Raw genomic sequence first — 23,916 nt, 5'->3', positions numbered from 1 at the left:
GGCCCCTCAGTCCCCGAAGCGGTAGCCGAAGCCGCGGATCGTGGTGAGCAGGCCGGGGCGGCGCAGCTTGGCGCGCAGCTGGGTGAGGTGGACGTCGAGGGAGCGGGAGACGGCGTGGTGGGCGTCGCCCCACACCTCGTCCAGAAGCTGCTCCCTGCTGACCGCCGTACCGGCCCGTGCGGCCAGGACGGCGAGGACGTCGAACTCCTTCGCGGTCAGGTCGATCTCCGTGCCGTCCACCCGGACGCGGCGCGCGTCGAGGTCGACCTCGACGTCACCGGCGCGGACCGTGCGCGCGGTGGGGGCGGCCGGCGCGGCGGGGCGGGACGCGGTGCGCCGGGTGACGGCCTCGATCCGGGCGAGCAGTTCGGTGAGCCGTACCGGCTTGACCAGGTAGTCGTCGGCGCCGAGCCGCAGGCCGCGCACCACGGAGCGCTCGTCGCCACGCGCCGTGAGGATCAGTACGGAGACGTCGCTGACCGCCCGCAGTCCCCGCAGCACCTCCAGGCCGTCGACGTCGGGCAGGCCGAGGTCGAGGAGGAGCAGGTCGGCGCTGCGGTGGTAGGTCAGGACGTCCCTGCCGTTGCGGACCCGCCGGGTGTCGTGGCCGTGGTCGTAGAGGACCTCGACGAGGGCCGCGGCCACCCCGTCGTCGTCCTCGGCCAGCAGGATCTGCATTCCTGCCCGCCTCCTTCCGGCCACGTTGAGGAGTCTCCGGTTCCGAATGTAGACCACGGCCGACGGTGCCCCTGGGGCGCGGCCGGACGCCCCGGGCCCCGAATGTTAAGGGGAGGTTAGTTCTGTGCCCGGTCGTCTCCTCCGCCGTGGCGGGCGGAGCCAGGCTGCAGCGGTCGAGGACGACGCACCGGAGCAGAGGAACCAGCCATGATCATCGACTGCCACGGCCACTACACGACCGCCCCGCCGGCCCTCGCGGCCTGGCGGGACCGGCAGATCGCCGGGCTCGCCGATCCCGCCCTGGCCCCGTCCCGCGCGGACCTGCGGATCAGTGACGACGAGCTGCGCGAGACCATCGAGGCGAACCAGCTGCGGCTGATGGACGAACGCGGCATCGACCTGACGGTCTTCTCGCCGCGCGCCTCCTTCATGGCGCACCACGTCGGGGACTTCCGGACCTCCGCCGAGTGGGCCGCGATCTGCAACGAGCTCTGCCACCGCGTGAGCCTGCTGTACCCGGAGCGCTTCGCGCCCGCCGCGATGCTCCCGCAGTCACCCGGCGTCGACCCCGCCACCTGCGTCCCCGAGCTGGTCCGCTGCGTGGAGGAGTACGGCGCCGTCGCCCTGAACCTGAACCCCGACCCGTCCGGCGGCCACTGGACCGCCCCGCCGCTCACCGACCGCTCCTGGTACCCCGTCTACGAGAAGATGGTCGAGTACGGCATCCCGGCGATGATCCACGTCAGCACCAGTGTGAACCCCGCCTTCCACACCACCGGCGCGCACTACCTCAACGCCGACACCACGGCGTTCATGCAGCTCGTCCAGGGTGATCTGTTCGCCGACTTCCCGGACCTGCGCCTGGTCATCCCGCACGGCGGCGGCGCGGTGCCCTACCACTGGGGCCGGTTCCGGGGCCTGGCGATGGCGCTCGGCAAGCCGCCGCTGGAGGAACACGTCCTGGGGAACGTCTTCTTCGACACCTGCGTGTACCACCAGCCGGGTGCGGACCTGCTGTTCGACGTCGTACCGGCCAGGAACATCCTCTTCGCCTCGGAGATGATCGGCGCCGTCCGCGACGTCGACCCGTGCAGCGGCCACCACTTCGACGACACCCGCCGCTACGCCGAGGCGGCCGCGCTGCCCGCCGCCGACCTCGCCGCGATCCAGGAGCACAACGCCCGCGCCGTGTACCCGCGCCTGGACGCGCTGCTCAGGCGCCAGGGCCGCTGACCGGCCCGCAGGCCTCCGTCCCCACCTCGTTCCCCCTTCCCCGAAGATCCCCGTCCCCACCCTCTCCCGAGGAGCCCCATGCCCACCGCCGCCCCCAAGACCCCGGGCTGGCTCGACTGGCACCCCAGCCCGTCCGAACCCGCCTTCCGGCTCCCTCCCGGCACCGTCGACACCCACTGCCACGTCTTCGGCCCGCAGGCCGCGTTCCCCTTCGCGCCGCAGCGCAAGTACACGCCCTGCGACGCCGGCAAGGACCAACTGTTCGCCCTGCGCGACCACTTGGGCGTCGACCGCACCGTCGTCGTGCAGGCCACCTGCCACGGCACCGACAACTCCGCCATGGTGGACGCCGTACGGTCGGCCGGTGACCGGGCACGCGGTGTCGCGTCCGTCCGCCCGGACGTCACCGAGAGCGAGCTGCTCGAACTGCACACGGCGGGTGTGCGCGGGGTGCGGTTCAACTTCGTACGGCGTCTGGTCGACGCCTCGCCCCAGGACGATCTGCGGGTGATCGCGGACAAGGTCGCCCCGCTGGGCTGGCACGTCGTCCTCTACTTCGAGAGCGCCGACCTGCCGGACCTGGAGGGCTTCTTCGCCTCGCTGCCCACCCCGCTGGTGGTGGACCACATGGGCCGCCCCGACGTGACCCGGCCGGTGGACGGGCCGGAGTTCTCCCGGTTCCTGCGCTTTGTCGACGCCGGCGACGTCTGGGTCAAGGTGACGTGCCCCGAACGCCTCAGCGTCACCGGGCCCGCCGCCCTCGACGGCGCACCGCTCCCGTACGCCGACGTCGTGCCCTTCGGCCGCCGCGTCGTGGCGGAGTTCCCCGACCGGGTGCTGTGGGGCACCGACTGGCCCCACCCCAACCTCACCGACCACATGCCCGACGACGGCCTCCTGGTCGACTACGTGCCGCGGGTCGCGGTCACGGCCGAACAGCGGCGCAGGTTGCTCGTCGACAACCCCATGAACCTGTACTGGCCCGGCGAGGAGAGCTGACCCATGCAGCAGTCACCCGTACCGCACGCCAACGCGCTGAACCGGCTGAACCGGCTGCCGATCGGCCGGTTCCACAAGGTCACCCTGGTGGCCGTCTCCTTCGCGTACTTCTTCGAGTTCGCGGACATCAACACCTTCGCGACGACCGCGCCCAAGCTGATCAAGCTGTGGGGCGTGACCATCGACCAGGTCGCCTACGTGACCTCGCTGTCGTTCGTCGGCATGTTCCTCGGGTCGATCTGCGCCGGTGCGATGGCCGACCGGTGGGGCCGCAAACGGACCCTGATGCTGACCACCGTGTGGTTCGGCGTCTTCTCGTTCGTCTCGGTGTTCTCCTGGGACATCGTGTCGCTGGGCGTGTTCCGCGTGCTCACCTCGGCGGGCCTGGCGGCGATGACCGTCGTCGCCGTCATCTACGTCAACGAGATGTACCCGGCCGCCGTGCGCGGCAAGTTCCAGGCGTACGCCATCGTCATCGGTATCTGCGGCACCCCGGCCACCAACCTCGTCGCCAGCGCGGTCGTGCCCCTCAACGACTGGTCGTGGCGGCTGGTCTACCTGTGGGGTTCGCTGGGCATCCTGCTCGTGTTCTTCACCAGGCGGCTGAAGGAGTCGCCGCGCTGGTACGAGAGCCGGGGGGAGCACGCCAGGGCGGACGAGGTGCTGCGGGAGATCGAGGCGAGCGTCGCCGCCGAGAAGGGCCCGCTGCCCGAGCCGGCGCCCCCGGTGGAGGAGACCCCGTCGACCCGGACCCCGGTGCGCCTGCTGCTGCGGAAGAAGTACCTCTTCCCGACGCTGCTGCTCACGGTGCTGTGGGTGACGCAGACCATCGGCTTCTTCGGCTTCTCCAGCTGGGCGCCCACGCTGCTCGCCAAGGAGGGCTTCAGCGTCGAGAAGTCCGTCTTCTACGTGGCGCTCACCACCGTCGGCGCGCCGCTGGGCTCCTATCTCGCGTCCCTGGTCACCGACCGCTTCGAACGCAAGTGGAGCCTGGCCGCCTTCGGTACGGTCATCGCGCTGTGCGGCCTGCTGTACGGGCTGACCTTCAACCCGGTGCTGATCATCGTCTTCGGCTTCCTGGTCAACATGTTCGAGCGCGGCTACACGGCACTCGCGTACGCCTACTCCCCCGAACTCTTCGACACCCGTGGCCGCTCGCTGGGCACCGGCGTCTCCTACGGCCTCGGCCGGCTGTCGAACGCCGCGGGGCCGCTGATCGTCGCGGCGCTCTACCAGAGCAGCGGTTACCAGAGCGTCTTCTACTTCATCGCCGGGACCTGGCTGGTCGGAGCCGTCGCCCTGGCCGTCTTCGGACCGCGCACCCGGCAGGCCCGCGCGGCCGCCCTGGAGAAGGAACCGGAGGCCGTGGCGGCGCGGTGACGTCGAGTCCCTCAACTCCCAGCGCTCAATGGCCGGTTCGCCTAGGTTGAAGGCGACTGACCATCGACCGTTTCCAGGAGGCTCGCCCGTGTCCGAGGACATCACCCAGGACCGTTCCGGTTTCGCGACACGCGCCCGGATCGACACGACCAAGCCGCACTCGGCGCGGTTCTGGAACTACTTCGTCGGCGGGAAGGACCACTACAAGGTCGACCGGGAGATAGGCGACCAGATCAAGGGGATCTTCCCCGGGCTGGTCGACGTGGCGCACACCAGCCGGCGGTTCCTGGGGCGGGCCGTCCGGTACCTCGCCGGTGAGCAGGGCGTACGGCAGTTCCTGGACGTGGGTACGGGGCTGCCGACCGCCGACAACACGCACGAGGTGGCCCAGCGTGTCGCCCCGGACTCCCGGATCGTGTACGTCGACAACGACCCGATCGTCCTCGCCCACGCGAACGCCCTGCTCACCAGCACACCCGAGGGGAGGACGGCGTACCTCGACGCCGATCTGTACGACCCGGAGGCCGTGCTGCGGGCCGCCGCCGGGACGCTCGACCTGTCCCGGCCGGTCGCCCTGATGATCCTCAACACGCTCGGCCACGTCTCCGACTACGAGCAGGCCCGTGACCTGGTGCGCCGGCTCATGGCGGGGCTCCCCTCGGGCAGTCACCTGGTGATCAGCGACAGTACGGCCACCAGCGAGGGCATGATCGCGGCCTCGGCCGCGTACAACTCGAGCGGCGCCGTGCCGTACCACGTGCGGAGCGTCGAGGAGATCGCCGGGTTCTTCGACGGGCTGGAACTGGTGAAGCCGGGCGTCGTACGGGTGCCTCAGTGGCGGCCGGACGAGGACGGCGACGGCGCGACGGCCGTGGACGCCTACTGCGGTGTGGGCCGCAAGCCCTGACCACCGGCGGCACGACGTCCGGGGCGTGCCCCCTCGGAGGCACGCCCCGGCCCCGTCCCGGCCGGCCGTGCGCTCAGGCCCTCCTCGTCCGCATGATCCGCTCCATCCGCTCCTCCAGTTCCGCCCGCTCCCGCACCGCCCGTTCCGCCTGCGCCCGGTGGTGTTCGTGCTCCGTGCGGCGCATGTGCTCCTTCGTCTCCTGCTCCACCCGGTGCCGGCGCACCTCGTGCTCCATGCGCACGCACGCCTGCTGCACCTGGAGTTCCTCCGTGTACAGCCGGCGGCTCGCGTCGAAGCGGGAGCCGAGGAGACGGTCGTACATCGTGGCGCCGCTCATGAACTTGGCGAGGACCGGGAGGGCGTCCAGGGAGAGCAGCAGCAGGTGCAGGACGACGGTGATGAAGAGGGCGAAGCCGTCGGAGTCCGCGACGGTGCGCAGGGCGTGCGCGCGGGTGAGGATGCCCTCCGAGTCGAGGCCCTCGGCCCGCCGGCGGGTCTTGGTGTCGATGGCCTCCTGCAGCAGGGGCTGGTAGGCGTCGGCGGCCCGGTTCTTCCTGGCCTGCAGGGTCTCCGCCTTGTCCCGCATGCCCGCGAGCTGCTTCTCGTACGTGTCGATCTTGCTGGTCGTGCGGTAGGAGGAGGAGTCCTTGCGGGCCCGCTCGCAGGTGATGGTGACGTCCCAGCCACCGCCCTTGCGGATCCAGTGGTCCCGGCCGCACTCCCGCTGCTCGGTGGCCATCTTGCCGTCGAGGGTCTTGTTGATCTCGGTGACCCGGCTCTGCAGGGTCTTCATGCCGGCCTCGTTGCTCTTGATCTGCTCCGCCAGCTCGGCCGGGGAGCCGGCCACCTTGAGCTGGTAGCGGGCGCACTCCGGGCGGCCGGCGGTGGACTCGCCGCCCGTGGGGTTGCAGGCGACGAGCCTGCCCCGGTAGTCGGCCACCTTCTGTTCGTTGCCGACGGCTATCTCCTGGCGGATCTCCTTGTCGAAGATCTGGAAGAGGATCGGTTCGGCGATGAACAGGCCGAGGAGCACCGACAGGAACAGCCGCAGCACCAGGGACCACTTCTTGACCGTGGTGCCGTGGGTGCTGGACACCAGCCAGCTGTCCATGGCCAGCACCACCCAGAACCAGACCGCGGCGACCCCGAGCACCGCCACCAGCGGCAGGTCGGAGCGGAAGCTGCCGAGCGCCAGCGACATGGACAGGGCGCCGAGCAGCGCGGTGTTGAGGACGAGCGCGCCGTACCAGGTGTAGCGGGTGCGCTCCTCCGGCACCCAGGACAGCAGGGCCTCGTCGATGCCGATCAGGCGGCGCAGCCGCGTCCCGGGGCCGGTGGCCGGCACGGGGACGGGGCGGCCGGTGGCCGGGTCGTCGTCGTAGGGCGCGCTGTCGGCGAGGCGCAGGGGTGTGTCAGTGGCCAAGGTCCGCCTCCGAGTCGGTGCCTCCGAGGTCCAGGTCGGCGTCGTCCTCGTCGAAGCCGGCGGGTTCGCCCTGCGGGATGCTCCGGTGGGCGGCGCCCGGGACCTCCCGGGCGGTGCCGCGCTCCGCCGCCGGCCGGCCCCCGTCGTACGAGATGTCCTGGATCCGGTTGATGTGTGCGCCGGGGTCGCTGAGCTGGCCGTCGAAGAGCCCGCGCTCGAAGGCCTGCTTGCTCAGCTGGGTCCAGGCGGCGAGCCCCTGCTGGTTCAGCTCGTGACGGTCCCGGTGCAGCTGGTGGGCGTCCTCGCGGGCCTCGTGGCGGGCCTGTACCCGGTCCTGGTGCTTCAGGTCCCAGCGGCGGCTCTCCTCGCGCTGCCGCGCGGCCTCCTCCTCGCGCGCCGCCTGGCGTTCGAGTTCCTTGCGCCGGTCGTCCTGCTCCACCTGCCAGCGCACCTCGTCCCGGTCGAAGCCGCGCCGCGTCAGCTCCTCCTCCAGCTCGGCCCGCCGGCGCCGGTCGGTGAGCTCGGCCCGGCGTTCGTCGTCCGCGTGCAGCCGCCGGGACAGCTCGTCGGCGCTGATGTCGCCCTGCCGCCAGGCGTTGAAGTCGGCGAGGATCGGGTCGGCGCCGATCAGCCGGACGTCCTCCCTGAGCTGGTCCCGGTTGAAGCGGTTGCGCTCGGCCCGCTGCGCCAGCTCGTGCCGCTGGTCCTCGGCGCCGGACTCGCGCCGGAACCGGGAGAGCAGCGTCTCGTGCTTCTGCCGGCCGTACTCCTTCTCCAGCTCCTCCTCCTGCCGGTTGCGTTCCTTGCGCAGGGCGCTGGTGTTGCGCAGCTCCTCGCGCTTCAGCTCCAGTTCGGTCTCCAGCCAGGAGCGCTTGAGGGCGGACTCCTGCTCCCACTCCTGCCTGATCCGGTCGCGTTCCCGCTGCCGGCGCTCCTCCTGGAGCTTGGCGATGTCCTCGGCGAGTTCCGCCGGGGTGAGGACCTCGACCAGTCCGTGCCGGGCCCGCAGCCCGGACAGCGGGGCGGGCCGCATCTCGTGGTACGCGGTCAGCCGGGCGTCGATCCGTTCCCGTACGGCGTCCGAGTCGACGATCGGCAGGTCGCTGCCGTCCTCGGTGAGCCCGGGGACCTCCCGCAGATGGGCGAGCAGCAGGGCCTCGATGTCGGTGACGCCGTCGCGTACGACGGCGCAGGCGTCCGTCACCGTGCAGTAGAAGGTCGTCCGTACGGTGAAGTCGCCCGCCTCGGCGGACGGGATGCGGGTCTCCACCACGACCGGGACCTCGACCCGCCGGTCGACGACCGTGACGGAGCTCGCCCCGGTCACCAGCGGGTCGTCGGGCCGCAGGTGCCCGGGGTCCTCGACGTACTCCTCGCCGACCCGGAAGACGCGCACCTGGTGCCCGGCGATCAGGGGCAGTTCGTCATCGTCGCGCACGCTGCGCTTGTTCAGCCAGCCGACGCGCTTCTCCGGCCGCCGGTACTCCCGTTGCTCGACGAGGGGATAGTTCTCGGCCATACCTGTGTCAGTCCTCCGTGCTCAGTACGGCGGTAAGGAAGGTCTCGGTGAGGGCGGCGGTCTCCGGGTCGGGGCGCACCGCGGTCCGCCGCAGGGCGGTGGCGAGGTGCTGCCGCTCCCCGGGGGCCAGGGCGGCGCCCAGGGAGCGGCCGAACCGCTCGGCCGCCGGTTCCGGTCCGGCCGTCACGGCGGTCAGGTCGCGCAGGGTGGCGTGCAGGAAGCGCAGCGCCCATCCCCGGCGCGGGCGGTTCTCCAGCACGCCCGCCCACAGTTCGGCGATCCGGTCGCTCTGTGCGGGGTCGCCGTCCAGCAGCGAGGCGCCCACCAGCCGGCCGGTCCGGGGGTCGCGGGCCCCGAGGAGGGTCCGGACGGTGTCGAGGACGGTCTCCTTGTGACGTCCGGTGAGCGTGGTGCGCAGGGCCCTGAGCCGGTACGCGAGGGGCCGCAGCACCGCGCCGGTGTCCTCGCCGCATTCCAGGAGCAGGGCGACGAGGCCGGCCAGGGCGGGCGCCGCCTCCTCGGACCGGCCGGTCAGCCGCAGCAGCACGTTCACGGCGTCGGTGGGGAACCGCACGCCGAGCGCCCCGCTGAACGCCGCGGCGGCGGCCGACCGCAGCGCCGGGTCCGGCGAGCGGGCCCAGTCGCGGCCCACGGCGAGCGCGGTGGCGGCGAGCCCTTCGTCCAGGCACATGAACTGCAGCACCAGGACGGCCGTGGACTGTCCCTCCGGTCCGGCCGCGCCGCCCGCCCAGGGGTGCAGGTAGTTCTCGGCGACCTCGTCGAACGCGGGCCGGGTGAGCAGGGCGAGCCCCGAGGCGACGGAGAGCTGCACACCGAGTCCGGGCCGGGTGCCGACGAGTTCGGTCAGCCAGTCGCGTACGCCGTTCCAGTACGCCGTGGAGCGCTTCGCCCACAGCTCCTGGAGCGCCCACTGCCGGTAGTGGGGGTGGGCGAAGACCAGCGCGCCGCGGGTGAGGGCGCCGTCCTTGCGCTCCTCCACCGCGACCAGGGTGTTGCGGCCCAGCGACAGCCGGCGGTCGGCGTCACGGCGGTGGGCGGAGGCCGTCTCCTCGTCGTTCGCCAGCGTCGGGAAGGTGGGCGCCACCCATTCCTCCAGGCGCTCCTGGCAGGTCTCGAAGTCGCGGTAGCCGACGCCGGTGACGAAGGCCAGCGTGGTGACCTCGACCCATTCGTGCGGCTCCCGCCCGGCCACGAACCAGTCCCGTACGGGCTCCGCCGCGCCGCTGCCGTACTCCTGCCACACCTCGTCCGGGTCGGCGCCCCGCGCGATCCGTTCGGCCGCCTCGGCGACCTCCGCGACCCCGCAGCCCTCCGGCAGGCCGGCCGCGGCCCGCTCGACGGTGTCCGCGGCGCACCGCGCCCGCAGCAGCCGCACCCGCAGGACGGCGGCCAGGTCCGGCAGCTCCCACGGCACATGGCGTACGGAGCCGGGGGCGTCACCCTCCACCGGGTGCACGGTGGTGATCACCAGGTGGGCGCCGGCGTCCCGGACGGCGTCCCGGACGCGCCGCCAGTCGAAGTCCGTCGTGCCCGAGGCGGCCTCGTGCATGCGGTCGATCAGCACGTAGCCGACGCCCTTGCCGAACGTCATGCGTCGCCCGTCGGCGAGGTCCTCCAGGCTCCGGCCGGGCGAGAGCACCACGTACTCCGTGCCCTCGGCGGCCTTCGCCACGAGTGCGACCGCCGCGGACCGCTTGCCGATGCCGGGCGGGCCGACGAGCACCACCACACCGTCCTGCTCCAGGGCGGCGGCGGCCTCCTCGAAGCAGCCGGGTTCCACGTACGGGGCGAGGAGCGCGTCCGCCTCCCCCGCGTCCAGCCGGCCCACGGCGCGGCGGCGGACGCTGGCGGAGTCGCCGGCGCCGATGCCGAAGTGGGCGCCGGGGGCGTCGAGGGCTCCGTAGAAGTACTGGTTGACGCGGTTGTGGTGCACGGGGGCCGCCGCGGGGTTCTCCGGGGCGGCCGGGTCGGGCTGCTTGGGGGTGCTCGGGTCGGGCTGCTCGGGGGCGTCCTGTCCGGCCCGGGGTCCGTCGGCCCTCCCGGGCCCCTCGGCCTTCCCGGGGCTCTCGGCCTCCGCGCATCCCTGGGTCCTCCTGGGCTCCTCGGCCTCCTCGGCTCTCCCGGTTCCCTCGGCTCCCCGCTCGCTCTGCTCCTCGTCCATCCTCAGTCATCACTCCGTGTCACTTGGAGATCCCGAAGACGGCACCCGGAGCGTGGACGGTTCCGGAAATGACTTGAACTACCGTGTCGCCAGGAGCAGTTGGTGTATTCGGGGGGCGCATGTCCGGAGTTTCACCACCCTCCGCGCACCACTGCGCGGGCTCGACGGTGCCGGGGCCGGGCGCCCGCCCGTCGTGTCCGGGCACCCGGATCCATATCCGCCCCGTGTACTCCTTCTCCTCGATCCGCGCCTCGCGGAACTCCTGCGCCCGGACCGTCGTGTACGCCTCCCTGATCACGTCGTTGAAGACGGTCGAGGAGACCGCGAGGGCCATGCAGGCGTCCGGGGCCGCGTCCAGGGCCGAGCGCAGCGCGGCGCTGTCCAGCATCCGGCCGATCTCGACCGGGGCCCGGCCCTCGAATCCGTTGGCGGCCGGCACGGCCGTACCGAAGTGCACGGCCACCCGCAGCCGCAGCCATGCCTCACGCACCCTGCCGTGGTTGAACTCCCGCAGACCCGCGTCCAGATGGCGCATGAACGTGTCGACGAGGTGCGGCTCGGAGGCGCCCTCCGGCAGCACGGCGAGCACCGAGTCGCCGCCGACCTGCGTCTCCCAGTGTTCCCTCGCCAGCCCGGACGCGCCGGCCGACTCCGTCAGCAGCCTCTGGATGGCCTCCTGCAACTGCCGCTGCGTCACGACGTCGACGCGGCCGTACCCCTTGGCGTCGACCGCCAGCAGCAGCCTGCGACGGAAGGTACCCATGCTCGAACTCCCCGTTCTTTCAATGGAGTCACACCCTGGGACGCACGTCTTCGGGGACTCCGTGGCACACCGGCGCCCGCTCCCCCGAACCATGCGGACGCCGGTACGCCAGTGGTACACGTCGCGCCCGGGGGGAAACCCCGTCTAAATACGGGATGCGGAAGGGTGCGAAACATACAGCCGGCCACGGAAGTGACGGGCGGGTTCCGGTGCGCGGGGGCGAGAACAAGTCACCCGCGATCCCGGAGAAATGCCGGATCTCCGCGCGCGGACCGGGCCCCAATGGAGAGCGGGAGCCGACCACCGACCGCAGGAGTCCCCATGCCGACCACCGGAGCCGACCGGGACAGCCGTCCGGCGCGGTACATGTTCACCGCGCTGCAGACCACCCACCAGCACGCGGACGCCAAGGCGGGTGTCCTGGCCGCCGTCCAGGCGGCCCTGGTCGGCACCGCGCCGTGGTGGAGCGGGCCCGCCCTGCGCGCCGTACGGGACGGCGGAGCGCCGGGGGTGCTCGCGGGTGTGCTGCTCGCGCTGTTCCTGGGCGCGCTGTTCGCCGGCGCGGGCTTCCTCGCCGCCGCCCTGCGCCCCCGGGTGCTGCGTCCCGGGGGCGCCAACCGCTACAGCTTCGTCCACCTGGCGACCGGCCCGGACATCCTGCCGCCCGCCGCCCCGCCGGAGGACGGCGAGGAGGCCGAGGCGGCGCGGGAGCGGCGGGAGTTGTCGGGAACCGTTCGTTTCCTGGCCCGGGTGGCGGTGAGCAAGTACCGCTGTCTGACCGGGGCGGTGGTGTGCACGGCGGTGATGGGTGTCAGTGCCGGGCTGCTGGTGGTGGTGCGGCCGCTGCTGTCGTAGCCGCTGCTACTCCTCGGGGGCGAGGTCCGCGATCCGTCTGAGCCGGGGCAGGTCGCGGATGACCGTCGATCCGTAGCCGGTCTCCAGCAGCCCCTCCTCGCGCAGTTCCCGCAGCCCCTTGTGCACCGTCGTCTCGGCGGCCCCGGTGAGCGCGGCCAGCTCGGGCTGGGTCAGCCGGCAGCCCAGGACCACGCCACCGCCCACCGGGTGCCCGTAGGTGGTCGCCAGTTCCACCAGCAGCCGGGCCAGCCGCACCTTGACCGGGTAGCCGCGGAAGTCCAGGCGCCGGCGGTTGGCCCAGCGCAGCCGGTCGGCGACGATCCCGGTGAGCACGATCGCCACGTCCGGGCGCCGCATCAGCAGGGCCCGCAGGACGCCCGGCTGGAGCACCCGCGCGGTCATGGGCCCGCACGCCGTCACCGTGGCCGAGCGGGGCGCCCCGTCCATGGCCGCCATCTCGCCCACCGTGTCACCGCCCACCCGCACCGCGAGCAGCGACGCCTCCCCGTTCTCCACGCGCGCCGTCACCTTGGCGAAGCCGGACAGCAGCAGCAGGACGTGCCGGTCGTGCGCGCCCTCGCTCAGCAGCACCTGCCCCGCCTCGAACCGGGTCTCCACGCCCAGGCCGAGCAGCTCCTGCCGGGCCCGGGGCTGCAGCTTCCCCAGCAGACTGCCCGCGGGCCACCGGGCGGAGCCGGGGCTGTACGGCGGCATCGGCACGGTGGTCCCCCCGACCTGTCGGTGACCCCACCGATCCTGCCCGCCCGTCCGGCCCCGCGCCATGGGGTTAGGCTCCCGTTCATGACGACTGCGAAGAACAACGGCGCCTCTCCCCTCGATGTCGAGATCGGCGCGCTGAACGGCGGCTCCGCCTCGCTCGCCCAGTACGCGGGGCGGGCCGTGCTCGTCGTGAACGTGGCCTCCAAGTGCGGGCTGACCCCGCAGTACGCCGGTCTGGAGCGGCTGCACGAGCGGTACGCGGAGCGGGGCTTCACCGTGCTCGGCGTGCCCTGCAACCAGTTCCTCGGGCAGGAGCCGGGCAGCGCGGAGGAGATCGCCGAGTTCTGCTCGGCGACGTACGGCGTGACCTTCCCGATGACCGAGAAGGTCGAGGTCAACGGGGACGGGCGGCACGCCCTGTACGAGCGGCTGACCGGGTTCGCCGACGCCGAGGGGCACAGCGGGGACATCCGCTGGAACTTCGAGAAGTTCCTGATCGGGCGGGACGGTGAGGTCGTCGCCCGGTTCTCGCCGCAGACCGAGCCGGAGTCGGCGGAGGTCGTGGCGGCGGTGGAGAAGGCGATCGGCTGACCGTCGGCCTTGACTCCGGGGCGGGGGCGCGCGTGTCCGCCTTCGAGGCGGTCGAGGAGTGGACGGCGGCGGAGGGGCTGACGCCGCCGGGCTGAGCCGAGAGGACACGGGCCGAGCCCTCTCGGCTAGGACGGCGAACTGGTCGAGAGGGCCCTGCCGGTGGTGCTCGTGCCGGTCCGGTGTCGCCCGGTGGCGGTCGTCGGACCGGTCAGCTCTTGACCGAGGCCACGAAGGCGCTCCACGCGTCCGCGGGGAAGGCCAGCTTCGGGCCCTCGGGGACCTTGGTGTCCCCGAGTTCCAGCGCCGCCTCGGTGGTCGACCTGACCATCACGCACGCGCCGTTGTTGTTGGTGTAGGAGGACGTCGTCCACGTTTCCGTGGCGCCCAGACGAATTGCCATGTTCGCTCCGTAGCCAGATGCCGAGTCGCTGTCATCCGCCTGTGTGCTCCGACGTGAACCCACAGGACGGATTGCGCCAACCCTCGCTGGTGGTTGGCGTGATCGACGCTACTCGCCGACATCTTCTTTCGGAGCAGTCGTTCACTCGACCGGGTGGCATATACCAGGTGATACTTCCAACCTGACATGTCAACGGTGTATCATCCCGCCGCCTCCCGGCCGGTGCTCAGCGCGCGTACTCCTTCGCGAGGCGCTCGACGCGCTGCCGGGACGCCTCCACGTTCAGCGACTGGGCCCGCAGGTGCTCGTACATCACCGTGTACTTCTGCACGTCGTGCGGCTTCTCCAAGTACAGGTCGCTGGTGACGCCCTCGATGTAGACGACGCTGGAGTCGGCCGCGTCGGCGAACTCCAGGATCGAGTACTGCCCGTTGATACCGGCGTGCGCGCCGACCTCGAACGGCAGCACCTGCACGGTGATGTGCGGGAGCTGGGACAGCTCCATGACGTGCTCGAGCTGTTCCCGCATCACCTGCCGGCTCCCGACGACCCGGTGCAGCGACGCCTCGTCCAGCACCACCCACAGCCGCAGCGGGTCCTTCTCCGCGGTGATCCGGCTCTGCCGGCGCAGCCGTACCTCGACCCGCTTGTCGTTGTCCTGCTCGGACGACTCCGGCGAACCGCCCTGGACGATCGCCTCGGCGTACGCGCGGGTCTGCAGCAGACCGGTGATGATCTGGGGTTCGTAGACCCGGAGCGACTCCGCGTCCGTCTCCAGACCGATGTAGACGCTGTACGGGATGTCGCCGAAGGCGTGCCACCAGCCCTGCTGGCGCGAGTCCTTGGCCATCTGCATCAGCGACTCGACGATCCGCTGGTCCTCCACCTCGTAGACCCCGCACAGATCGCGGACGTCACGCTGGCTGATGCTGCGCCTGCCGTTCTCCAGGCGGCTGATCTTCGACTGCGACACCAGCAGCCGCTCCGCCACCTCCTCGGCGGTCATGCCCTTGACCTCGCGGAGCCGGCGCAGCTCCTGGCCCAGCCGGCGCCGCCTGACGGTGGGATTGACATTGGACGCCACGGGACGTGCACCTCCGGCTGCGTGCCTTGTACTACTTGCCACTTTGCGTGTCTGCTGTTGAGCAGATTGCCACCAAGGTGCTTCCCGCCGCTGGGAAACGGCGGATATACGACGGGTACACGCCACTTCGCGATGTGATGGCGGGAGTTGGCGTGCGCCGAGGCCGGCCGTGGGTGCGCCGAGCGGGGCGAGGGAGAACCCGTGCGCTCTCCTTCGCCCCGCTCGGACCGCGGCTCCCGTGACCGGGTCTGCCGGCCGTGGATCCGTCGGCCGTTCCGCTGCCTGCCGCCTGTGCCGTCGAGCCCTGGGGACGTACGGGCTCCCTGGGGGACGTACGGGCTCAGTGGGCCGCGGCGCGTGCCATGGATCCGCGGTGCGGTTGCGCCGGAACGCCTCGGGCGGGTTCCGGTGCGCTCCGGCCGCCGGCGGGGGCCTGCCGGCCCGCCGGGGCGGAGTTGCGGCGCGGCTGGGCCGCCACGCCGTTCTGGACGTCCATCACGGCGTGCGCGACGAGTCCGCCCATCGGGTCGTGCCGGATCAGATCCCGCAACCGGGAACGCGAGGAGCGTCCCTCGTTCCCCGGGTACAGGTGCTTGCCGAGGCCGACCGCGTGCGCCAGTGCGGCGAGCGCCGCGGTCCGCGGGTCCGGCGGGACGCCGGTGCGGATCGCGGAGTCCAGCCGGGTTCTGATCTCCCGGCTGATCTCGGTGTCCGTCGCCTGGTAGCGAGTCGTCGGCAGCACCCCGCACATCTGTCCGGCCACGGCGTGCACCATGCCGCACCGCTCCAGATGCGAGAGATAGGTCTGGCGCAGCCCGAGACGCGGCCCGCCGATCCAGTGGACCGCCCGCACCGGAGCGCCGCGCCTTCGCAGCAACTCCAACGCGCAGTCCAGTGTTGGGTCTCCAGTCGGCCGTGGCACCACCACGGCGATACGATCCCCGTCTGGGGCTATCCGTCCGGCCAGCGCCAGCTCCACTAGCTGCGCTCCGGCCAGACCGAGGTCGAGCGACTGCGGCTGCGCAGTGGTACCCGTGGTCGGGTCCAATGCCAGCAGCAGAAGCTCCTCCGGAAGTGTTCTGCGGCTCCTGCCCATCCATGCCTCCCCGCGTGGATGAATGACAGGGTGACCCCTCTCACATTGGTCTGTCGAGGGTGCGTGACCGGTTCGTAGTGGAACCAGTAGCTATGTCGTTCTCGTCTACCACGTGGGAGAAGTCCGCACACAGGACACTGGTACATGGTTCGGACAGCGCCGCGGAGTGCTGTCGCGGGCGGGCGGTTCACGGTTCGGTTGGCGCACGCGGGGCGTGCGGCACATGGAGGAGGCATCGGTGGCGGGCGAGTCCCCCGACAGGTCGAAGCAGCGCGAGTCGTCGGAAGAAACGACGTCGGGGAGCGGGGGCCCGGTTCCCGGGAAGCGGGATCCCCGACTGGCGGTGAGCCGCGAGGCCGAGTCCTCGGAGAGCCGCGGGGCCGTCGACACGGCCACCCGTGTGCTGTCGGTGCGCGAGGAGACGCCCTCCGGCACGGGCGAGGAGTCCGGCCGCCTGCGCGAGGCGGTGGCCGCGTGGGTCCGCCCGGCGGATCCGGACGAGTCCGGGACCGGGGGCAGCACCGGGGACGGCACCGGGGGCGCCGCTGACGAGGCGTCGGACGCTTCCGGGCGGGAGGACACCCCCGAGGCCGGTACGACCGAGAGCGCCGCCGACGCCGAGGGCACCTCGGACCCGACGGCCGCCGCAGAGGACCGCGAGGACGCCTCCGAGGCCGGTACGACCGAGAGCGCCATCGACGACCAGGACGAGCGCGAGACCGGGACCGAGCCGGAGCCCGGCCGCACGGACGACGCGAGCGGCAAGGCCGAGGACACCTCCGGACGGGCGGCCGACATCCGGGACCGGAAGAACACCCCCGAGGCCGGTACGACCGCGAACGCCACCGACGACCAGGACGAGCGCGAGACCGGGACCGAGCCGGAGCCCGGCCGCACGGACGACGCGAGCGGCAAGGCCGAGGACGCCTCCGAGCGGGCGGCCGACACCACGAAGCCGAAGGGTGGGGCCGAGGACGCGTCGGACGGGGCCGAGGCGCCCCGCGCCGAGGACGAGTCCGGGAGCGCCGGGACGGACGCCGCCGCGCCGGAGTCCGCCGTCTCCGCACAGGACGCGCCCCGCGGCCGGGACGGGTCCGAGGAGACCGGGCAGGACGCGCCAAGTGCCGGTACGGCCGAGGCCGCCGCCCTCGCGGGCTCGGGCGAGGGGGACTCCGAGGCGGGTTCGTCCGCGAATGGTGACGGGAAGCCGGCCGCCAAGGCCCCGGGGGCGGTCGACGACGCCTCCGACGAGGACGGCGAGGACGACCGGCGCGGTGAGGACGAACCCGGGGACGGGCCGGCGGCCGGCACCCCCAAGGCCGGTGCCGCGGGTGCGGACGGGCGGCCGAAGGCCAAGGGCCCCGTCGATCAGCCCACCGCCGTGTTCCGGACCGGGCGGCCCTCCGCGCCCGCCGTCGACCAGCCCACCACCATGCTCAAGCTGGGCGGTGCGGGCCGTGAGGCCGCCGCCGAGGCCGAGCGGACCAGCAAGTTCGTCGCGCTCAAGCGGGACGAGGACCTCGGCGGACGCAAGCCGCCCGCCTCCCCCGCCGCTCCCGCCGGGGCCACCTCCGCCCTCCCGCAGGTCGGCCCCGAGCGGACCACACAGCAGCCGCTGCCGCCCAGACCGCCGCTGGACCTGCTGGCCGAGCTGACCAACACCCCGCCGCCCCCGCAGACCCCGCTGCGGACGGCCGTGCGGCGGATCAAGATCTGGGCGCCACTGGTCGTGCTCCTCGCGATCGTCTTTGCGATCGTGCAGGCCGTACGCCCGCTGCCGGCTCCCACCCTGGCGCTCACCGCGGAGGACACCCACACCTTCGACGGCGACCAGGTGAAACTGCCCTGGCCGGGCGAGGGACAGGGGTGGATGAGCGGCGACGGCATCGGCACGATGGACCACTTCGGTGAGCAGGAGCCGGTCGCCATCGGCTCGGTCGCCAAGACCATGACGGCGTACATCATCCTGCGCGAGCACCCGCTGAAGCCCGGCGAGGAAGGCCCGAAGATCGAGGTCGACGCGAAGGCGGAGAAGGAGGGCGGCTACGACAAGGCCGGCGAGTCCACGCTCAACACCGTCAAGGCCGGTGACTCCCTCACCGAGAAGCAGGCGCTGTCGGCCGTCATGATCCCCTCCGCGAACAACATCGCGCGTCTGCTGGCGCGTTGGGACGCGGGCTCCGAGGAGGCGTTCGTCAAGAAGATGAACGACACCGCCAAGGAGCTCGGGATGACCGACACGACGTACACCGACCCCTCGGGGCTGAAGGAGACCACCGTCTCCACCGCCGAGGACCAGACGAAGCTCGGCATCGCGGCCATGAGGAACCCGGCCATGGTGGCCATCACCAGCGCGGCCAGCTGGACGGACCCGAGCGGGCAGTACTGGAGCAACTACAACGAGCTGCCGTACACGATGGGCGCGATCGGCATCAAGACCGGCTCCACCACCAAGGCCGGCGGCAACCTGCTCTTCGCCGCCCGCAAGAAGGTGGGCGGCCGGGAGATCACCGTCGTCGGCGCGATCCTCGGCCAGCACAAGGGCCCGTCGATCCTGGACACGGTCAACGAGGTCAGCAAGCCCGCGCTGCGCGCCGCCCAGGATGCGCTGACCTCGACGGAGATCCTGAAGAAGGGCACCGTCGTCGGGTACGTGGACGACGGTCTCGGCGGCCGTACGCCCGTCGCCGTCACCGAGGACGTCAAGGCGGTCGGCTGGGCCGGCCTCAAGGTGAAGCTGACGTTCGCCGGGGGCGACCTGCCGCACACCGCGAAGGCCGGCACGAAGGTGGGCACGCTCACCGTCGGCGACGGGTCGAGCGGTGCCGTCAAGGTGCCGGTCGCCCTGCAGGAAGACCTCGTGGAGCCCGGCTTCATGGCCAAGCTGACGCGTCTCTCCTGACCCGGGGACCTACGAGCCGGACGGCCGTCGCCCACCCGGGCGACGGCCGTCCGGCTGCGTGCTAGCGTCACGAAACGGGCAGGGAACAGGCAAGGAACGGGACACGGGGAGTGCCTTCAGGTGGCCACAGCGGAGCCGACACACGCCGACGACGCCGATCCGGACCCGGAGTCCGGCCCGCGAATACCTCCGGCCGGGACACAGCGGACATCCGAGGGCACTGAAGACACCCCAAGCACCTCCGGCACCCCCGCCACCTCCGGCGCGTTCATGACCGCCGTCCTCGCCGTGCGCGCCCGCATGCTGCGGCACCCGGTGCTCTCCGTCACCGCTCTCGCCGGCCTGCTGCACATCGTCTGGTTCTTCACGTTCGCCAACAGCGGCGGCGACCTCGCCGCGCAGGACGCATGGGCCGAGTTCGTCGGCCGGCACCCGGACTCGGCGTACAACCTCGCCTGGTACGGCGGGATGCACCCGGTGTCGTACAGCGTGGTGTCGCCGTATCTGATGTCGGTCCTCGGGGTGCGGACCACGATGATGATCGCGGGCACCGTGTCGGCGGGGCTGCTGACCCTGGTGCTGATGCGCAGCCGGTCGGTGCGCAACCCCCTGTGGGCGGCGCTCGCCGGGGTGTTCGCGCTGCTGTGCAACGCGGCCTCGGGGCGGGTGACGTACGGGCTCGGCACCATGTTCGCGCTCGGCGCGGTCGCCGTCGTCTTCTGCTGGCCGTACCGCTGGCGCTACAAGCGGTGGGCGAAGGCCCTGTGCGCGGCCCCGCTGGCGGCGCTGGCCACGATGGCCTCGCCGGTCGCCGGGCTGTTCGTGGGCCTGGTGGCGGTGGCGCTGTTCCTGCAGAAGCGGCGGCCGGGGGCGTGGGCGCTGGGTCTCGCGCCGAGTGCGGTGGTGGCGGTGTCGGCGTGGCTGTTCCCGTTCTCGGGGACCCAGCCGATGGCCATCGGCTCGGTGATCCTGCCGCTGATGTACTCGGTCCTGGTGTACGTCCTGGTCCCCGCGGAGTGGAGGACCGTACGGATCACGGCCGCCGTGTACGGGCTCGGGCTCGTGCTGGTCTGGCTGATCAGTTCGCAGATCGGGTCGAACATGACCCGGCTGGCGATGCTGTTCGGCGGGGTGGCGCTGGCGGCGGCGCTGCCGTTCGCGGTGCCGAAATCCCGCAAGTGGTACGCGATCGTCGTCGCCTTCGTCGGCTTCACCGGCTGGATCGGCTTCAAGACGGTCGACGACGTGGTGCGCACCACGCCACGCGCGTCCTGGGCGCGCGAGCTGGCGCCGCTGGTGAACGAGCTCCAGGAGGCCGGTGCCGGACGGGGCCGGGTGGAGGTCGTCCCGGCCCGCTCGCACCGTGAGGCGTCCGCCCTCGCCCCGTACGTCAATCTGGCCCGGGGCTGGAACCGGCAGGCCGACATGAAGCGCAACCCGCTCTTCTACGACGACACCCTCAACTCGGCGAACTACCTCGAGTGGCTGAAGCGCTGGGGCGTGCACTTCGTGGTGCTGCCGAAGGACGAGCCGGACGGTGACGGCGGTCAGCGGGAGCGGGAGCTGGTACAGCGCGGGCTGCCGTATCTGGAGCAGATCTGGGGCGACGCCAACTGGCAGCTGTTCGCGGTGGAGGCGCCGACCCCGCTGGCGGAGCCGAACACGGTGGTGGAGCGGGCCGAGCAGGGTGAGTGGACGCTGCGGGTGGAGAAGGCGGGCCGGATCCTGATCCGGGTCCCGTACTCGCCGTGGCTGGGCCTCGTCGACGCCGAGGGCGAGGCGCTGGACCCCCCGCGGGAGACGGAGGAGTCCGAGGACCGTCCGGAGGGCGAGCCGAAGACGTACGAGAACGTCCACGGCTGCCTGATGGAGACGGAGGAGGACGAGAACGGCGACACGTGGACGACGCTGCTCGCGCCCCGGCCGGGGAGGTACCACCTGGCGGCTCCGTACAAGTGGGGGGAGCGGGGTACGCCCTGCCCGGACGAGCTGCGCTGACACCGGGGTCTCCACCCCTCCGGCTTTGTTCATGACCGTGAACGAAGGTCAGCTAGTCGAACATTTTTACCTGCTCTTGACCTTACGCTTGCTTGTCGTGCTCTCGCCATCCCGCCCACGATGAGCGGGCACTTCGCGGCCTTCCCCGTCCCTACCCCACTCAGGCGAAGTGCCAACCAGCTGAGTGGAGTTCACAAGGCGGACCCTGGAAGGGGGGACATGAACAGTCTCGACTGGGCGGTGCTCATCGGCTACTTCGCCGTGATGGTCGGCATCGGCGTCTGGTCCCACAAGCGCGTGGACAACGTCAGCGACTTCTTCACGGCCGGCGGCAAGATGCCCTGGTGGCTCTCCGGCATCTCCCACCACATGTCGGGGTACAGCGCGGTGATGTTCACCGGCTACGCCGGCATCGCCTACACCTACGGCGTCACGTCCTTCGTCACCTGGTCGTTCCCCATCGCCTTCGGCATCGCCATCGGGTCGAAGCTGTTCGCCCCGCGGATCAACCGGCTGCGCTCCCGGCTCCACGTGGCCTCCCCGCTGGAGTACCTGAAGAACCGCTACGACCTGAAGACGCAGCAGGCGCTGGCCTGGTCCGGCATGCTGCTGAAGATCGTGGACGTGGGCGCGAAGTGGGCGGCCATCGCCACCCTGCTGTCGGTGTTCACCGGCGTCTCGCTCAACCAGGGCATCCTCATCACCGGCGTCGTCACGGCGATCTACTGCACCATCGGCGGCCTGTGGGCGGACGCGCTGACCGAACTCGGCCAGTTCATCATCCAGCTCCTGGCCGGCATCGCGATGTTCGTCGCGGTGGTGGCCGAACTCGGCGACCACGGCGGCTTCTTCGGGGCGTGGGACGAGCCCGAGCTCCAGGGACACGGGGAGCCGCTGGTCGGACCGTACGGCACGATCTTCCTGCTGGCGTTCCTCTTCATCAAGCTGTTCGAGTACAACGGCGGCATGCTCAACCAGGCCCAGCGCTACATGGCCACCCCCAACGCCCGCGAGGCGGAGCGCTCGGCGCGGCTGTCGGCGGTGCTGTGGCTGGTCTGGCCGGTGGTCCTGTTCTTCCCGATGTGGATGTCACCGCTGCTGGTGGAGTCCCAGAAGCCGGACGGCTCCGACTCCTACGCCCTGATGACCGAACAGCTGCTGCCGCACGGCCTGCTGGGCCTGGTCATCGTCGGCTTCTTCTCCCACACGATGGCCATGTGCTCCTCCGACGCCAACGCCATCGCGGCCGTCTTCACCCGTGACGTGGCGCCGGTGCTGTCGGAGAAGGCGCGGCTGTGGGGCGAGCGGTCGGGTCTGATCGCGGCCCGCGTGACGACGGTGGTCTTCCTCGGCCTGTCCATGGCGGTCGCGACGCAGGTCAACTCGCCGACCTTCAAGGACATCATCACGGTCGTCATCAAGTGGGTGGCCGGACTGATGGGCCCGATCGCCATCCCGATGATGCTGGGCCTGCTGCGGCCGTTCCGCCGCTCCGGTCCGACGGCGGCGCTCACCAGCTGGGCGCTGGGCCTGCTCGCGTTCTGGCTGGTGAACTACCCGATCAACTGGGCGATCGACGGCGGGGTGCCGCTGGAGTACCAGGTGTCGATTCCGCTGGCGGTCTCGCTGGTCCTGTACGTCCTGATCGGCTACGTGAAGCCGGAGGACACTCCGGAGCGGATGGCGATCATCGAGCGCGTCAACACGGACGACGACGGCTCGGCTGCCGCGGCCGCGGTGCCGTCTTCCGCGCCGGTGCGGGATCAGGCGTAGTTCTCTCGCCCCCGCCGCCCCTTCCCGTCCCGACCCCGGGGCTCCGCCCCGGACCCCGCTCCTCGAACTCCCCCGGAGGGGGTGCCCCCAGAGGGGCTGAGATCAGGCCCCCCGCGGGTACCGCGCCAGCCAGGCCGCCGACGAGCCCGCCGGTCCGTGCAGCGCGGCGCCCTGGGTCATCTCCATCGCGAAGTCGTCGGCGAGTTCCAGGATCGTGGGACGGCCCTCCAGCTCGGCCAGCCAGGCCGGCGGGAGGGCCGTCTCGCCGTGCAGCGCCCCGAGCAGCCCGCCGGTCAGCGCCCCGGCGGCGGCGCTGGGCCCGTCGTGGTTCACGGCCAGGCACAGCCCCTGCCGTACGTCCTCCCCCACCAGCGCGCAGTACACGGCGGCGGCCAGCAGCCCCTCGGCGGTGGCGTTCCCGACCAGCTCCGTGACCCGCTGCGAGGTGGGGATCCCCTGCCGTACCGCACCCAGCGCGTGCTGGAGCGCGTCCGACACCGGCTGGTGCCCCGGCCGCGCGGCCAGCAGCGCGAGCGCCCGCTGCACCGCCGTGTCCAGGCTCTCGCCCCGGGCCAGCGCGTGCACGATCACGGCGTACGCGCCCGCCGCCAGGCAGGCGACCGGGTGGCCGTGGGTCTGCGCCGCGCACTCCACGGCGAGCTGGGCGACGAGCTGCGGCTCCCAGCCGACGAGCAGCCCGAACGGCGCCGACCGGGCCGCCGCCTCGGGCCCCGCCTCACCGGGGTTCTTGGGCGCCGCCGGCGTCCCCATGGTCTCGTCGCCGAGCCCGAGCAGCAGCGTGCGGACGGGCTCCCGGCGGGCGTACAGCCACTCCTCGCGCGCCAGCCAGCCGTCGTCCTCGCGCCGCTCGTCCGGGCCCCAGTCCCGCTGGGTGGTGGCCCAGCGCAGATACGCCCGGTGCAGATCGGTCGGCGGGTGCCAGGCGCCGGTGTCGCGCCGCACCTGGGCGCGGATCAGGCCGTCCACGGAGAAGAGGGTGAGCTGGGTGTGGTGGGTGACGGCACCGCGCCGGCCGTGGGCGGGGGCGAGCTCGGTGAGGCCCTTCGCGCCGTGCGCCTGCCGTATCCCGTCGGCCGTCATCCCGTCCACGGGCGCGCCCAGCGCGTCCCCGAGGGCGACTCCGAGCAGCGTCCCGCGCACCCGGCTGCGGAAGTCCTGCTGCTCGCGCCGCCCCCACACGGGCCCGGCAGTACCGCCCACCAAGTCCTCCCGGGGCACCGTCCGTACGTACGACGCCCAGCACTGTAATCGAACGGGGACGGCCGGTTCAGGGGGTGAATCGGGATGCGGAGTGTGAGGCGTGTGAAGCGGGTGACCGGAAGGGGGCGAACAGGACCCCGCGGCACGCCGACGGTACGGAACGCGGCCTCTCGCCCGCGTCCCGGCCGGGCT

General features: G+C 72.0%; 19 protein-coding genes. 9 read left to right on the top strand and 10 right to left on the bottom strand.

Annotated elements, in window-relative coordinates; all coding sequences use genetic code 11:
* Positions 1 to 6: 6 nt before the first annotated feature.
* Positions 7 to 678 carry a response regulator transcription factor gene (locus tag IH50_RS0130100; RefSeq protein ID WP_030869217.1) on the bottom strand — a complete coding sequence of 224 codons (672 nt, stop codon included), beginning with the start codon at positions 676 to 678 and terminating at the stop codon, positions 7 to 9.
* A 207-nt stretch (positions 679 to 885) separates the two neighbouring features.
* Between IH50_RS0130100 and IH50_RS0130095 the strand changes: the two genes are divergently transcribed.
* The 4 genes from IH50_RS0130095 to IH50_RS0130080 all read left to right on the top strand — a co-directional run bounded on the left by IH50_RS0130095 (position 886) and on the right by IH50_RS0130080 (position 5,197).
* Complete coding sequence (locus IH50_RS0130095) at positions 886 to 1,911, top strand: amidohydrolase family protein (protein WP_030869214.1); 1,026 nt, start codon at positions 886 to 888, stop codon at positions 1,909 to 1,911.
* 78 nt (positions 1,912 to 1,989) lie between these two features.
* Entirely contained in the window at positions 1,990 to 2,910 is a 921-nt protein-coding gene (locus IH50_RS0130090) for an amidohydrolase family protein (RefSeq protein ID WP_030869210.1), read from the top strand.
* A gap of 3 nt (positions 2,911 to 2,913) precedes the next feature.
* Positions 2,914 to 4,290, top strand: a complete 1,377-nt coding sequence (locus IH50_RS0130085; protein ID WP_030869207.1) for an MFS transporter — start codon at positions 2,914 to 2,916, stop codon at positions 4,288 to 4,290.
* Between the two features lie 88 nt (positions 4,291 to 4,378).
* Positions 4,379 to 5,197 (top strand): SAM-dependent methyltransferase, encoded by an 819-nt coding sequence (locus IH50_RS0130080; RefSeq protein ID WP_030869205.1) that lies wholly within the window; start codon positions 4,379 to 4,381, stop codon positions 5,195 to 5,197.
* A gap of 73 nt (positions 5,198 to 5,270) precedes the next feature.
* On the opposite strand, the gene IH50_RS38920 is transcribed toward IH50_RS0130080, so the two are convergent.
* From IH50_RS38920 to IH50_RS0130060, 4 genes are read right to left on the bottom strand one after another with little or no spacing between them, the layout of a single operon-like run.
* Complete coding sequence (locus IH50_RS38920) at positions 5,271 to 6,620, bottom strand: DUF4407 domain-containing protein (protein ID WP_030869201.1); 1,350 nt, start codon at positions 6,618 to 6,620, stop codon at positions 5,271 to 5,273.
* The gene (locus tag IH50_RS0130070) at positions 6,610 to 8,139 is read right to left on the bottom strand and encodes a hypothetical protein (protein WP_030869198.1); all 1,530 of its coding nucleotides are present in this window, start codon (positions 8,137 to 8,139) and stop codon (positions 6,610 to 6,612) included. Before IH50_RS0130070 ends, IH50_RS38920 begins: the two co-directional genes overlap by 11 nt.
* A 7-nt stretch (positions 8,140 to 8,146) precedes the next feature.
* On the bottom strand, positions 8,147 to 10,321 hold the full coding sequence (locus IH50_RS0130065) for a hypothetical protein (RefSeq protein WP_051767504.1): 2,175 nt from the start codon (positions 10,319 to 10,321) through the stop codon (positions 8,147 to 8,149).
* A 19-nt stretch (positions 10,322 to 10,340) separates the two neighbouring features.
* Positions 10,341 to 11,084, bottom strand: a complete 744-nt coding sequence (locus IH50_RS0130060; RefSeq protein WP_030869195.1) for a hypothetical protein — start codon at positions 11,082 to 11,084, stop codon at positions 10,341 to 10,343.
* A gap of 321 nt (positions 11,085 to 11,405) precedes the next feature.
* On the opposite strand from IH50_RS0130060, the gene IH50_RS0130055 reads away from it, so the two are divergent.
* A complete protein-coding gene (locus IH50_RS0130055) occupies positions 11,406 to 11,939 on the top strand; it encodes a Pycsar system effector family protein (protein WP_030869194.1) in 534 nt (177 codons plus the stop codon).
* A 6-nt stretch (positions 11,940 to 11,945) separates the two neighbouring features.
* On the opposite strand, the gene IH50_RS0130050 is transcribed toward IH50_RS0130055, so the two are convergent.
* Positions 11,946 to 12,653 (bottom strand): Crp/Fnr family transcriptional regulator, encoded by a 708-nt coding sequence (locus IH50_RS0130050; protein ID WP_051767503.1) that lies wholly within the window; start codon positions 12,651 to 12,653, stop codon positions 11,946 to 11,948.
* 87 nt (positions 12,654 to 12,740) lie between these two features.
* Between IH50_RS0130050 and IH50_RS0130045 the strand changes: the two genes are divergently transcribed.
* The gene (locus IH50_RS0130045; protein WP_030869190.1) at positions 12,741 to 13,250 is read left to right on the top strand and encodes a glutathione peroxidase; all 510 of its coding nucleotides are present in this window, start codon (positions 12,741 to 12,743) and stop codon (positions 13,248 to 13,250) included.
* Positions 13,251 to 13,458: 208 nt separating this feature from the next.
* On the opposite strand, the gene IH50_RS0130040 is transcribed toward IH50_RS0130045, so the two are convergent.
* The 3 genes from IH50_RS0130040 to IH50_RS0130030 all read right to left on the bottom strand — a co-directional run bounded on the left by IH50_RS0130040 (position 13,459) and on the right by IH50_RS0130030 (position 15,830).
* On the bottom strand, positions 13,459 to 13,650 hold the full coding sequence (locus tag IH50_RS0130040; RefSeq protein WP_030869188.1) for a DUF397 domain-containing protein: 192 nt from the start codon (positions 13,648 to 13,650) through the stop codon (positions 13,459 to 13,461).
* A 226-nt stretch (positions 13,651 to 13,876) separates the two neighbouring features.
* Positions 13,877 to 14,734 (bottom strand): helix-turn-helix domain-containing protein, encoded by an 858-nt coding sequence (locus tag IH50_RS0130035; protein ID WP_030869184.1) that lies wholly within the window; start codon positions 14,732 to 14,734, stop codon positions 13,877 to 13,879.
* A 340-nt stretch (positions 14,735 to 15,074) separates the two neighbouring features.
* Positions 15,075 to 15,830, bottom strand: coding sequence for a GOLPH3/VPS74 family protein (locus IH50_RS0130030; protein ID WP_030869182.1), 756 nt, complete (start codon positions 15,828 to 15,830; stop codon positions 15,075 to 15,077).
* A 343-nt stretch (positions 15,831 to 16,173) separates the two neighbouring features.
* Between IH50_RS0130030 and IH50_RS0130025 the strand changes: the two genes are divergently transcribed.
* From IH50_RS0130025 to IH50_RS0130015, 3 genes are all read left to right on the top strand, one after another.
* Positions 16,174 to 18,732, top strand: coding sequence for a D-alanyl-D-alanine carboxypeptidase (locus IH50_RS0130025; RefSeq protein WP_030869180.1), 2,559 nt, complete (start codon positions 16,174 to 16,176; stop codon positions 18,730 to 18,732).
* A gap of 120 nt (positions 18,733 to 18,852) precedes the next feature.
* Positions 18,853 to 20,730, top strand: coding sequence for an MFS transporter (locus tag IH50_RS0130020; protein ID WP_030869176.1), 1,878 nt, complete (start codon positions 18,853 to 18,855; stop codon positions 20,728 to 20,730).
* A gap of 219 nt (positions 20,731 to 20,949) precedes the next feature.
* Entirely contained in the window at positions 20,950 to 22,503 is a 1,554-nt protein-coding gene (locus IH50_RS0130015) for a sodium:solute symporter family protein (RefSeq protein ID WP_030869174.1), read from the top strand.
* Between the two features lie 102 nt (positions 22,504 to 22,605).
* Here the strand turns inward: IH50_RS0130015 and IH50_RS0130010 are convergent, their stop codons facing one another.
* Positions 22,606 to 23,724 (bottom strand): ADP-ribosylglycohydrolase family protein, encoded by a 1,119-nt coding sequence (locus IH50_RS0130010; protein WP_030869171.1) that lies wholly within the window; start codon positions 23,722 to 23,724, stop codon positions 22,606 to 22,608.
* Positions 23,725 to 23,916 lie beyond the last annotated feature (192 nt).

Source organism: Streptomyces sp. NRRL S-37 (assembly GCF_000721605.1).
GTDB lineage: Bacteria > Actinomycetota > Actinomycetes > Streptomycetales > Streptomycetaceae > Streptomyces.
Note: the sequence above shows the minus strand (reverse complement) of the source record. Positions and strands in the feature narration are given on the sequence as shown.

Excerpts from the sequence above, each read along its gene's own strand:
- IH50_RS0130085 (WP_030869207.1), top strand. The coding sequence starts at position 2,914 with ATGCAGCAGTCACCCGTACCGCACGCCAACGCGCTGAACCGGCTGAAC.
- IH50_RS0130095 (WP_030869214.1), top strand. The coding sequence starts at position 886 with ATGATCATCGACTGCCACGGCCACTACACGACCGCCCCGCCGGCCCTC.
- IH50_RS0130070 (WP_030869198.1), bottom strand. The coding sequence starts at position 8,139 with ATGGCCGAGAACTATCCCCTCGTCGAGCAACGGGAGTACCGGCGGCCG.
- IH50_RS0130045 (WP_030869190.1), top strand. The coding sequence starts at position 12,741 with ATGACGACTGCGAAGAACAACGGCGCCTCTCCCCTCGATGTCGAGATC.
- IH50_RS0130055 (WP_030869194.1), top strand. The coding sequence starts at position 11,406 with ATGCCGACCACCGGAGCCGACCGGGACAGCCGTCCGGCGCGGTACATG.
- IH50_RS0130065 (WP_051767504.1), bottom strand. The coding sequence starts at position 10,321 with ATGGACGAGGAGCAGAGCGAGCGGGGAGCCGAGGGAACCGGGAGAGCC.
- IH50_RS0130030 (WP_030869182.1), bottom strand. The coding sequence starts at position 15,830 with ATGGGCAGGAGCCGCAGAACACTTCCGGAGGAGCTTCTGCTGCTGGCA.
- IH50_RS0130050 (WP_051767503.1), bottom strand. The coding sequence starts at position 12,653 with ATGCCGCCGTACAGCCCCGGCTCCGCCCGGTGGCCCGCGGGCAGTCTG.
- IH50_RS0130090 (WP_030869210.1), top strand. The coding sequence starts at position 1,990 with ATGCCCACCGCCGCCCCCAAGACCCCGGGCTGGCTCGACTGGCACCCC.
- IH50_RS0130015 (WP_030869174.1), top strand. The coding sequence starts at position 20,950 with ATGAACAGTCTCGACTGGGCGGTGCTCATCGGCTACTTCGCCGTGATG.
- IH50_RS0130100 (WP_030869217.1), bottom strand. The coding sequence starts at position 678 with ATGCAGATCCTGCTGGCCGAGGACGACGACGGGGTGGCCGCGGCCCTC.
- IH50_RS0130060 (WP_030869195.1), bottom strand. The coding sequence starts at position 11,084 with ATGGGTACCTTCCGTCGCAGGCTGCTGCTGGCGGTCGACGCCAAGGGG.
- IH50_RS0130040 (WP_030869188.1), bottom strand. The coding sequence starts at position 13,650 with ATGGCAATTCGTCTGGGCGCCACGGAAACGTGGACGACGTCCTCCTAC.